Origin of the sequence: Streptomyces sp. NPDC087428 (assembly GCF_044744085.1) — a bacterium.
Taxonomy (GTDB): Bacteria; Actinomycetota; Actinomycetes; order Streptomycetales; family Streptomycetaceae; genus Streptomyces.
On the sequence record NZ_JBIUXR010000004.1, the window covers coordinates 12,312 to 24,454 of the forward strand.

Below are 12,143 nucleotides of genomic sequence, written 5' to 3' on the forward strand. Positions count from 1 at the left end.
CGCTCTTCTCTGTCGTCACGCGCCGGTTCCCTCCTTGGAGGACCACCGGTCGAGCTGGGGCAGCTGCCCCAGTCTGCCCGGGTGCCAGGGAGCGGTACCGCCGCTCTCCCACGCCCTGAACGGGAGGCCCAGTTCTTCGCACAGGTACTGGGTGGCGAAGCGGCCGGTGGACGCGGCTCGGATCAGGCCGCCCATGCCGACCCATTGGCCGGCCATGGAGAACCCGCTGAGTCCGGGCAGCCTCATCCGGTCCTTGCCGACCAGCTCGGCGGACACGTCGTCGGCGTCGGAGAACGCTTTCCAGGCCAGGATCGAGCCGTTGTGGTTCCCGGTGTAGCGGCGGGTCGTCGCCGGCGAGGCCACGTCCACCAGGTCGATCCGCTCGGCCGTGCCCGGCCAGAGCCGCTCCAGGAACCGCCGTACGAAGTCGGCCACCTGGCGCTTCTGCGCCCAGTAGGCCTTGCGGTCGCTGTGGCGCAGCGCCTTCCAGTACGTGTAGTCGCTGAAGTAGGTGCAGTGGACCACCGACTTCCCGGGCGGGGCGAAGCCGTCCGAGTAGCGCGAGCGCAGCTGGACCACCAGGCTGCTCTGGAGCGCGCCGGGCAGTTCGGCGGCCTCCTCGGGCGGGAGCAGGTAGGTGGTGCTGTGGGCGTCCTCGGTGGGAAGGGCGCCGCGGATGCCGACGAAGGCGGAGACCACGGCGGGAAACAGCGTTCCGGGGCGTTCGAGTAGTTCGGAGTAGAGCTTGTCGATCCTCGCTCCGGTGTATCTGCCCTCCAGCAGTCCGTAGATCGTGGTGTGTCCGTCGCAGGCCGACACGATGTGGTCGGCGTAGTACCTCCTGCCGTTGCGGAGCTCGATCCCGATGGCCCGGTCGTTGTCCACCAGTACCTTCTCGGTGCGGGCGCGGTAGGTCACCGTCCCGCCGAGTCCGGTGTACCGCTCCTCGACCGACCGAGCGAGGCCGAGCGAACCGCCTTGTGGGAAGCCCGCGTTGCCGTGGTAGGCGCTGGCCATGTTGAACAGGTACGGGAGCAGGGGGAAGCCCTCGGGATCCTGGAAGAAGATGTTCCGGAAGGCCCTGCGCAGCAGCGGGTCCTCGAACCGGTCCGCGAACCGGTGCATCGGCGTGGCCGCGGTGCGCCAGAAGAGGCGGAAGGCCGGCAGTACGGTGCGCAGTGTCGCCGCTCTCTCCCGTACGGTCCGCAGGGCGGGCGCGGTCAGGAACGGATAGAGCTCGATCTCCGTGAACCGCCTCAGGTCACGGCAGAAGGAGCGGATCAGTCGTGCGTCGGCGGGCGAGACGCGCAGCAGGTGTTCCTCCAGGCGTGCCGGATCGTTCCAGAAGGTCACCGATCGGCCGCCCTCGTCGACGACTTTGTTGAACAGGTCGAAGTTCCTGACCGTCTTGCCGTCGAGCGCGCCCAGTTCACGCCAGACCTGGTTGGCGTCGTTGCCCGCGGCGGTGCCGATCAGCCACTCGATGCAGTAGTCGAAGAGGTAGCCGTCGCGGGACCAGGCGGTGCAGCACCCGCCGGGCAGCACGTGTTTCTCGAAGATGCGGGTCCGCATCCCGCTCATCTGCGCGTAGCAGCCGGTGGACAGGCCTGCCATGCCCGCGCCGATGACGATGACGCGGGGCGCGCTGCCGGGCGTGCGGTGCGGGGTGTCCCAGTCGTCCTCATCCGGCATGGTCCGCGTCCCCCGTGAGAAGGGCGCGTACCAGGGCGGCGTTGCGCGGGAGGTGTTTGGGGTCGAGCATGTCGGCGTGGGTCCCGGAGCCCCGCAGGACATGGGTCCCGCCGGTGGAGCTGCCGTGCCAGGCACCCGGGGCTCCGACGGCGTAGAGGCCTGCCTTCTCCTCGTCGGTCACGACGCCGACCGAGGCCGCCACCGACCCGGTGTTGGGGGTTCTGCCGCAGAACTCCAGATACTCGGCCGCGTGTTCGAGCACCGTCTTGGCGACGATCTCGGAGCCGGTGTGCTGGTACAGGTGGCGGCCAAGCTCCGCCTCGAAGGTCCTGACGCCCTCCTCGCCCGGCTCGTACCTCTCCAGGATGCGGCGGGAGTCCAGCACCACGACGTGCGAGACCTCGCGCCCGCGTGATTCGAGTTCCTTGGCCACCTCGAACGCGAGGTTGCCGCCCAGCGAGTACCCGAGCAGCCGGCAGGGGCCCTCGGATCCGACGGACTCCACCAGATCCGCGTAGCGGGCCACCTTGTCGTCGCCGGGCACATAGTTGAACGCGACGATCCGGTTCTGGCGGAGCTGCTCCGCGAAGCCGCGGTAGACGAGCGCGTGGCCACCCGCCGGGGGGAAGCAGAAGACGGACTGCCCCTGCCCGGGGTTGAAGGTCAGGTAGGGAAGTTCTTCGGATGTCGTGCTGTTGACCAGGTCCTCCACGGCCGCGGCCATGCCGTGAAGGGTCGTGGCCTGGTACAGGCGGCTGACGGGGACGCCGATGCCGAACTCGGTCCGCAGGTGGTGGAGGAGTTCGATCAGCTTGATCGAACTGCCACCGGATTCGAAGAAGTCGTCCCCGAGTCCCGCCCGGTCCATCCCGAGCAGCGCCTCCCAGTGCCGGGCCATGCTCCGTTCGTAGAGGGTCACCGGCGCTTCGTACGACTGCTGCCGGTCCGCAACGGCCGGGACCGGGAGCGCGGCGACGTCGATCTTTCCGTGCGGGGTGAGCGGCAGTCCGGGCAGCTCGACGACGTGGGAGGGGACCATGAAGGCGGGTACCGCTCCCGCGAGATGGCGGCGCAGGGCGCGCCGGTCCAGCGTCTCCCCCGGCTCCGCCACGCAGTAGGCGCAGAGGGTCGCGTCCCCCGCGGCGTCGGGGCGGACGGCCACCACCGCGCGGGCGAGACCCGGCCAGTCCGCCAGATGCGACTCGATCTCCGCGATCTCGATCCGGTGACCGCGCAATTTGACCTGGTGGTCGCTGCGTCCGAGGAGGTGCATCCGGCCGTGCGTGTCCCAGCGCGCCACGTCGCCGGTCCGGTACAGCCGTACCGGTGCGGCGCCGGGCTCGCGGCTCAGGTTCCACGTCACGAAGCGTTGCGCCGTCTGGTCCGGGTCCCCGGCGTACCCGATCGCGACTCCCTCGCCGCCGATCCACAGGTCGCCCGGCACGCCGGGCGGGACCGGTTCTCCGTGCTCGTCGAGGACATGGAGTGTGCTGTTCGACAGCGGCCGGCCGATCGGCACCATCAGGCCGGGCTCGAGGCCGTCCGCGGGCCCCTCGAAGAAGGCGCTGTCGATGGTGGCCTCGGTGACGCCGTAGGAGTTGATCACCCGGGTGCCCGCACCGCACAGACCGCGCAGCCGCTCGTACTCCGCCACCTTCCACGCATCGGAACCGACCACCAGCAGGCTCATGAAGTCGAGCCGTTCCCCCTCACGCTCGCAGTGGTCCATCAGGCCCCGTACGACGGCGGGGACGAACTCCGCGCAGTCGACCCGTTCCGTCCGCATCGTGCGGTACAGCCGGGCTGTGTCGAAGATCAGGTCCCGGTCGGCAAGTACCAGGCGGCCGCCCGAGCACAGGGCGCGCACCAGGTCGCCGGTGAACACGTCGAACGAGGGCTCCGCCATCTGGAGATGGACGCGTGCCTCGTCCGCCAGCCGGTACTCCTCGAACCACGCCCCGTACGCGGAGGCGAGACTGCGATGGCTGACCCGCACGGCCTTGGGGCGGCCGGTGGATCCCGAGGTGTTGATGACGTAGGCGGGCGAGTCGAGGTCGGCCGTCCCCTGCGGGGCCGGTCCCTCCGTCTCCGTCGGGCGCAGCCCGGCCGGGGTCACCACGGTGGCCGGCAGGCCTTCGGCCCACGCGGCACGCGCGTCGTCGACGACGATGAGGCCGGCCTCCGCGATGCCCAGTACGTGGGCGACGCGGTCGGCCGGCTGATCGGGGTGGACCGGCAGGTAGGCGCCTCCCGCCCTGAGCACCGCGAGAAGGGTGACGACCAGCTCAGGCGACTTGTCGAGGCACAGTCCCACGACGGAACCGGGCACCACGCCCAGCTCGCGCAGCCGCCGGGCCCTGGCGTTCGCCCTGCGGTCGAGCTCCCCGTACGTCAGGTCTGCCGTACCTCCCCGCAGAGTCGGCACCGAGACGGCGACAGCCTCGGGGTGTGCGGCGGCGACGTCCCCGATCAGGTGATGGACCGCCCTGTCCCGGTCCGGCTGCCGCTCGGCGACGGCCGGCAGCCGGGAGGCGCCGCTCCACTCGGTGACCAGTTGCCCGCGCTCCTGCGTGCCGAGCATCTCCAGCCTCGGGGTGGGCAGTTCGGCGGGCGCCCGCGTCATGCTGTCGAGCAGCTGGACGTAGTGCGAGGCCATGCGGCGCACGGTCTGAGGCAGGAAGAGATCGGTGTTGTACTTGAGCACGCAGTGGAACCGCCCCTCCGCCTCGTCCTCGTAGACGGACAGGGTGATGTCGAACTGTCCTTCCTCTTCGGGGAGTTCGATGTACTCCAGCCGGTATCCGTACTGCTCGGTGGCCACCTTGTGGGTGAGCAGGATGAACATGGCCTGGAAGACGGCCGAGCGGCTGGGGTCGTGCTGGAGCCCCAGCTCCTCGACCAGCAGGACGAACGGGTACTCCTGGTTGTCCAGGCCGTTCAGGACCGTCCTGCGGACCTGCTCCAGCAACTCCGTGACCGTGGGGCCCGCGGACAGGTCCGCGTGCAGCGGCAACGGGTTGACGAAGTAGCCGTAGACCGAGGCGAACTCCTGGTGGGTGCGGCCGGTCACCGGGCTGCCGACGACGACGTGGTCCTGGCCGGAGTAGCGGTGCAGCAGTACGTAGTAGGCGCTGAGCAGCACCATGAACGGTGTCACGCCGTGTTCCTGTGCCAGCGCGTGGACCCGGGCACTGAGCTCGTCGTCGAGGACGAAGAACTCCGAGGCGCCGTTGTGTGTCTGCACGGCTGGACGGGGCCGGTCGGTCGGCAGGTCCAGGAGCGGGACCTCGGCGGGCAGGTGGGAGCGCCAGTACTCAAGCATTCCGCCGGCCTCGCGGCCTGCCAGGAACCGGTTCTGCTGGTTGAGGAAGTCCAGGTACCTGGCGCCCACCGGCGGCAGCGAGGGTTCCCGGCCCTGCTTCAGTGCCTCGTACACCGCGAGGAGTTCCTCGATGAAGGTGAAGGTGGAGATCGCGTCCGAGACGATGTGGTGAACGGCCTTCATGATGACCCAGCGGCTCGGCCCGCGTTTGAACAGCCGGAACCGCACCAGCCGGTCGTGTTCGAGGTCGTACGGCTTGCGGTACTCGCGGATGATCGTTCGCTGGATGTCCTCCCAGCCCTGGCCCTGGACGTCGAACAGGCCGAGGTCGGGCTCCGTCCCGGAGGTCGTGCGCTGCACCGGCACGCCGTCCTCCAGATGGAAGTTGGCACGGAGCGACGGATGGCGCGCGATGAGTGTGCGCACCGCGTCGAACATCAGCTCGGGTTCGAGTTCGGCGCGCACCTCCACGGCGCCGCCGATGTTGTAGGCGTAGCCGTCGGGATTGAGCTGCTTGAGGAACCAGAGCGCCTTCTGGTTCTGGGTCAGGGGATGGTTCAGCTCGTCGGTGAACACCTCGACGGCCGTCGCGTCGCTCTCCCCCGCGCTGCCCGCCGCCACCCGTTCTGCCAGGCCGTCGTACAGCCGGCCGGCCAGTTCGCCGACGGAGGTACCGCTCAGCAGGGCGACCACGGGCAGGGCGATGCCGAGATCGGCCTGTGTCCTGGCGCGCAGCTCCATCGCGAGCAGTGAGTCGAGCCCCAGCCCGGTGAGCCCGGCCGCGGGGTCGATCTCGTGCGCCGCGGCCCGGAGGACCGTGGCGGTGAGCGCCGTGAACCGGTCGGTCACCAGGCGGCGGCGTTCCGTCTCCCCGGCGTCGCGGAACGCGTCCAGGAATCCGCCACCCTCCTCCACCGCGTGTTCCTGAGCGGCCGCGGCCAATTCGGTGACCAGCGGTGGCGGGGAGTCGTACCAGGCCAGGAAGGTCGGCCAGTCGACGACCGTGGCGACGAGCAGCTGTGCACGGTCCTGTCCGATGACGCGTTCCAGTACGGTCATTCCCGCTTCCGGGGACAGCGAGCTCATTCCCCGGCTGTGGAGGTAGTGGTCGACCAGGCCCAGTTCCTCGATCATTCCCGTCGCCCAGGGGCCCCAGTCGAGACTCAGGGCCGGCAGGCCCTGCGCACGCCGCCGATGGGCCAGCGCGTCCAGGAAGGCGTTGCCCGCGGCGTAGTTGGTCTGGCCCGCGGTCGTCAGCAGCGAGGCGATCGAGGCGAAGAGCACGAAGTGTTCGAGTGGTTCGTCCCGCAGGTGTTTGTCCAGCAGGTACGCCCCCACGGCCTTCGGGTCGAGCACCGCGTCGAACGTGGGGCGGTCCATGTCGGCGACCAGCCTGTCCCGTACCTGGCCGGCCAGGTGGAACACGCCGCGCACTGGCGGTGCTCCGCCCCGCCGGTGCTGGTCGAGCCAGGCGGTCAGCGCGTGCTCGTCCGTCACGTCGACCGGCGCCAGGACCGTCTGTGCGCCGGCGTCCTCCAGCTCCCTGAGGAGGGCTACGGCCCTGCCCTGCGCCGTGGCAGGGTCGGTCGCCTGCCAGGCCTCGCGTCCCGGCACGGGGGTCCGGCTCATCAGGATGAGCCGACGCGCCCCGCGCTTCACCAGCGTCCGGCACAGCAGTCGGCCCAGTGCCCCGAACGCGCCGGTGACGAGATAGCTCCCGTCTGCCCGCAGGCGGAGCGGCAGCGGGCGTGTCAGCCCCTCGGCGGGCCGGATGCGGCTGGTCGCCCGGAGGCCCCCGCGCAGCCCGATCTCCTCCTCGTCGTCGTTGAGGAACTCGCGCAGCAGTGCCTCGGCGTCCGCGCGGATGCCGGGTGCGCCGGGCTCCTGCGCGGGGTCGAGGTCGACGAGTTTGCCGCGGTGTCCGGCCAGTTCCTGGTGCCGGAGAACGCGCGTCACACCCCAGGCGGGCGCCCCGAGCGGTTCGGCCCCTTCCCCCGGTGACACGGGCTGGGCACCGCGGGTGACCACGTGCAGCCGTCCGCCGGCCTGCCGGGCGAGGAGGATCCTGGCGAGCGCGACGAGGGAGTACGCGCCGCTGTCCGCGGCCCGTGCCAGATCCTTGCGCTCACAGTCCGCGATGTCGGGCAGGTCGAGGTTCCACAGGTGCACGACCGTTCCGCGGAAGGGCGCGCCGTCCCGGTCCAGCTCGGCGAAGAGCTGCTCCAGCAGGGCAGCGCGGTCAGGTGCGCCGGATAACTTCCCGTTCTCCGCCGACCGGTCGTCGTGGTCGCCCACGCGTACCGTGCGGCAGCGGTCGCCGCGCGCGGTCACCAGCTCCGCGAAGGCGTCCCCGACTCCCCCGTCATCCGCCAGGACCAGCCAGTCCTGTGGCTCCTCCGTGCCGGGACCCCGCGCCACTTCCCCGGAGGCCGCCCACGGGCGGTCGGTCCAGACGGGTTCCGCGAGCCAGGAGTCGACGGTGCTCCGGGAGACGGCCCCCGAGGCCTTCTCCACGTCAGCCGCACGGAAACCGCGCACACGGCCCAGCGCCGTCCCGTCCTCGGCGTACAGCGCGAGGTCGCCGACCAGTTCGTCCCCGTCGTGGCGGCGCACCGTGCCGTGTACCCACAGGGGCTGGTCCCCGACGGGCGAGACGCTCATCTCGTCGAGCGACAGCGGCAGCCGGATGCTGGTGCCCGCCGACGATGTCTCCCCGGCCAGGATCTGCGGCGTCAGCAGAGCCTGGAAGCAGGCGTCGAGCAGCACCGGGTGAATGTGGTGGCCTGCCGCGCCGTCACCGATCACCGCGGGCGGACTGATCCGCGCCAAGACCTCGTCGGTGCCGATCCAGACCTCCTCGATGGCCTGGAAGGCGGGACCGTACTGGTAGCCCAGCGCGGCCAGTGCGGCGTAGCACTCCTGGCTGTCGAGCCGGCGCAGGCTCCGTTCCCTGATCGGGCCCGCGTGCAGCGCCGGCCCGGCCGAGCGGCGCTGCGCGGTACGCACCACTCCGCTCGCATGCACGGTGCGCTCCCCCTCGGGACCGGCCGCAGCGGACGCGACGACGAAGCCGCCGTCCTCCAGCGAAACGGAGAGGTGGACCGTGCGGACGTCGTCCTCGGCGAGGAAGAGCGCCTTGCGCAGATCGATGTCGGCCAGCACGACGTCCGTGCCGCCGGTCAGCTCCCGCACGGCCTGTGCGGCCATCTCCAGATAGCCGGCCGCGGGAAACACGACGGATTCCTGAATGCGGTGATCGGCGAGGTACGGCAGCCGCTCGGTGTCGAGCCGGGCCTGCCAGGTCGGTTCGGTGTGGTCCGTGCGGCGGCCCAGCAGGGGGTGGTCGAGCAGCCCGAGACGGACCTGTGCGACGGCGCCGGGCTCCGTCCAGTGGCGGTCGCGGCGCCATGGGTAGCGGGGCAGCGGGACCGTCTCCCCGACGGGCTGGAGTACGTCCCATGCGATGCCGAGCCCGAAGTTGTGGAGTGTCGCCAGGGACACGGCGAAGCGCTCGGGTTCGTCCTCCTCGCGGCGCACCGAGGGTACCGAGACGCCGGTGCGCCCCTTGGCCTCCAGGCATTCGCGGATGGAGTGTCCGAGGACCGGGTGGGGGCCGATCTCAAGGAACAGCCGGTATCCGTCGTCGGCGAGCCGGTCCACGGCCGCGCGGAAGCGTACGCGGTCACGGACGTTCTTCCACCAGTAGGCGGCGTCCAGCTCGACGTGCTCGGCGACGCCCTCCTGGCCCGTGAGGTGGACCGGAACCGTCGCCGGACGGGGCTCGATATCTGCGAGCGCGGTGAGCAGTTCGTCCTTGATCTGTTCCATTGCGGCGCTGTGGTAAGGGACCTCCACCGCAAGGAACTTGGTGAAGACCTGTTCGGTGCGCAACGCGTCGGCCAGCGCGGTCAGCGCCGTTCCGTCCCCGGCGAGGGTGACCGCGGCGGGGCTGTTGACGGCGGCCACGGAGATCCGGTCCCCGTAGGGGCGCACCCAGCGGTCGGCCTCGGCCTCGGGCAGGCCGACGGCGAGCATGGTGCCCGTTCCGGACAGGGTGTGCTGGAGGCGGCTGCGGTGGACGGCGATCCTGACCGCGTCCTCCAGCGAGTAGACGCCCGCCTCGTAGAAGGCGGCGATCTCTCCGGTGCTGTGCCCCACCACCGCGTCCGGGCGGACGCCGTACGAACGCCACAGGGCCGCCAGACCGATCTGTACAGCGAAGTTGGCCGGCTGTGCGAGCCAGGTCTCCGCCATCCGCGACCGGTTCTCGTCGGCCGCCATCTCGTCCATGAGGGACCATCCCGCGATCTTCCGGATCTCCCGGTCGCACGCGGTGACCGCGTCCCGGAACACCGGTTCGCTCGCCAGCAGCCCGCGTCCCATGGCCCACCACTGCGGGCCCATGCCGGTGAACACCCAGACCAGTCGCCGGTCCGGGGCGTCCAGCTGCCGCCCCTGCACCACCCGGGGATGCGGATCGCCCCGCAGATAGGTGTCCAGCGCCTCGTCCAGTGACTCCTTGGAGGAGTAGACGACGGAGAGACGCGATTCGAGGTGCTGGCGCCGGTGGGCGAGTGTGTGTCCGAGGTCGTCGAGTGCGACCGTGGGTCCGTGGCCGCCCGCGAGCTCGCGGCTGATGCCTTGCGCCATCTGTGGGAGGGCGTCCGGGTGACGCGTGGTCAGGGGGAGAATGCTCCAGCTCCGCTCCTGCGACCGGAAGGGCCGGGAGGCGTGGGAGGACCGGGAGGGTGCCGGCCGCGCCGTGTGTGCGGGTGCCTCCTCAAGGACCGCGTGGGCGTTGGTGCCGCCGAAGCCGAAGGCGTTGACCCCGGCCCGCGCCGGCCCCTCGTGCTCGGGCCAGTCCGTCACCCGGGTGGGGATGTCGTACGGCGAGGAGGCCCGGTCGATGGCGGGGTTGATCCTTTCGAGGTTGATGTGGGGCGGGATCCGGCGGTGCTTGAGGGCCAGGGCGGTCTTGATCAGTCCGGCGATCCCGGCAGCCGATTCCGTGTGACCGATGTTCGCCTTCACCGAGCCGACGTAGCAGGCGGCGCCCGGGGCGCGTCCGATGGCGAGTGCGCGGGACAGGGCGTTGGCCTCGATCGGGTCGCCCACGGGTGTCGAGGTGCCGTGCGCCTCCATGTACTGCAGATCGCCGGGGGTGATGCCGGCCTCGGCACAGACCCGTCGCACGAGTGAGACCTGGGCCTCCCCGTTGGGGACGGTTATGCCGTTGGTCCGGCCGTCCTGGTTGACGCCGCTGCCGACGATCACCGCGTGGATCGGGTCCCCGTCCCGCAGGGCGTCCTCCAGCCGCTTGAGCGCGACCAGGCCGACGCCCTCGGCACGTACGTAGCCGTCGGCCGAGGCGTCGAATGTGCGGGAACGTCCTTCGGGCGACAGGAATCCGCCCTTCGTCTCCGCGATGGTGTACTGCGGTGCCATGTGCAGCAGCACCCCGCCCGCGAGTGCGAGACCGGTCTCTCCTCTGTTGAGGCTCTGGCACGCCAGGTGGACTGCGACGAGGGACGAGCTGCACGCGGTGTCGACCGAGAGGCTGGGGCCGCGGAAGTCGAAGGAGTGCGAGATCCGGTTCGACACCATCGTCATCATCGTGCCGGTCGCGGTGTGAGCGGCGAGCGTGCCGAAGCTCAGGTCGGCGAACTGAAGGATCTTGTAGTCCAGCGTGAACGCACCGACGTAGACGGCCGTGTCGCTGCCTGCCAGATCGGCGGGCCGTTGACCGCCGTCCTCCAGTGCCTCCCAGGCCACTTCCAGGAGCTTGCGCTGCTGGGGGTCCATGTGGTCGGCCTCGCGGGGGCTGATGCCGAAGAAGGCCGGTTCGAACTCGTCGAAACCCTCGATGTATCCGCCCCTGCCGCCTGCCAGGCGACCGGGCTTGTCCCGGTGGCGGCTCTTCAGGGTGTTGACGTCGTATCGGTCCGCGGGCGTGGGGATGACGCAGTCCTTGCCGTCCAGCAGGTTCTGCCAGAAGGTCCGGTGGTCCGATGCTTCGCCGGGAAAGCGGCAGCCGATACCGATGATCGCAACTTTGCCCGTAGAAGCGTCATTGATCGCGTCAGCCAAGTTCGCACACTCCTCATCAGGTGGACGCGCTGCCGGGGAGGCAGCGCCGAAGTCAGTGGTGCAGGGCCGGGGGCCCGGGTTCCGGGGTCAGACGCTTTCGCCCCCGGTCCTCTTCACACGGCGCCACGGATGGAGAAGGCTTCCGAGAATCTCGCCGGTCCCTGGGAAGGACGTGGGATCGCAGAGACCGACCGCGGCCGGCTCACGCCCCGACCGCCAGGTGAAACTTCCGAAGAGGTGGTCCCAGCACGACAGGTCGGATCCGTAGTGGCCTGCCTCGGACAGATCCGTGCTGTGGTGCAGCCGGTGCTGCTCGGGGCTCGCCAGGACGTGGTTGAGCCGGCCGATGCGTACGTCGATGTTGGCGTGGACGAAGTAGCCCTGCGCGGCCACGAACAGCCCGGTGGCGAGTACGGACTCACGAGAGAATCCGGCCAGTGACAGGGTGAGTTGGACGGCGCCCTGGGCGAGGGCGATGTCCAGGACGTGGTTGACGCCGTTGTTCGCGACGTTGACCTTCTGCGGTACGTGGTGCACACCGTGCAGCCGCCACAGCAGTGGGTTGGTGTGCCCCAGCCGGTGTACCAGGTAGCTGGCCAGCGAACCGCTCAGCAGGGCGGCCGGGATCTCGGCCCACAGAGGGAGCGCCGGATCGGCCGGCGAAATCCTCCCGACCGCGGTCGTCACCCCGAACTGTGCCAGGGCACTGCCTGCCATGGTGAGGAGGAAGTAGACGCCGTACCAGCGCCATTCCGTCCTGCTGGGATGCCAGTCGCGCCGGTGCGGGATCAGCCGCTCGAGCACGGTCAGGTAGAGGAGCGTACCCACCAGGAAGAGCGGGCTGACCCGACCGGGATCCACGTGCAGAATCAGCGAGCCGGCAGCCACCACGAAGGTGGCCGCCAGGAGCAGAGGATAAGCGAGGACACGCAGAATGCTCTGGTGGTGGTACCTCGCCGATAATCGCCGCGCGGGGTGAATGCAGCCGTCGGCGCGTCGTTCGTATTCGTACACCCGAAACACCTCCGTGGACATGCTGACC

3 protein-coding genes are annotated in these 12,143 nt (G+C 70.3%); all 3 read right to left on the bottom strand.

Going from position 1 to position 12,143, the window contains the following annotated elements; all coding sequences use genetic code 11:
* Nucleotides 1-15 precede the first annotated feature (15 nt).
* The 3 genes from ACIO3R_RS09825 to ACIO3R_RS09835 all read right to left on the bottom strand — a co-directional run bounded on the left by ACIO3R_RS09825 (nucleotide 16) and on the right by ACIO3R_RS09835 (nucleotide 12,082).
* Nucleotides 16-1,692, bottom strand: coding sequence for a phytoene desaturase family protein (locus ACIO3R_RS09825; protein WP_402104901.1), 1,677 nt, complete (start codon nucleotides 1,690-1,692; stop codon nucleotides 16-18).
* Nucleotides 1,682-11,101: an amino acid adenylation domain-containing protein gene (locus ACIO3R_RS09830; RefSeq protein ID WP_402104903.1), complete on the bottom strand. Its 9,420-nt coding sequence runs from the start codon at nucleotides 11,099-11,101 to the stop codon at nucleotides 1,682-1,684. Before ACIO3R_RS09830 ends, ACIO3R_RS09825 begins: the two co-directional genes overlap by 11 nt.
* 87 nt (nucleotides 11,102-11,188) lie before the next feature.
* Nucleotides 11,189-12,082, bottom strand: a complete 894-nt coding sequence (locus tag ACIO3R_RS09835; protein ID WP_385028849.1) for a sterol desaturase family protein — start codon at nucleotides 12,080-12,082, stop codon at nucleotides 11,189-11,191.
* Between the last annotated feature and the right edge of the window lie 61 nt (nucleotides 12,083-12,143).

What these genes read in the sequence shown, in the direction of transcription:
- ACIO3R_RS09825 (WP_402104901.1), bottom strand. Translation starts at nt 1,692, where the DNA reads ATGCCGGATGAGGACGACTGGGACACCCCGCACCGCACGCCCGGCAGC.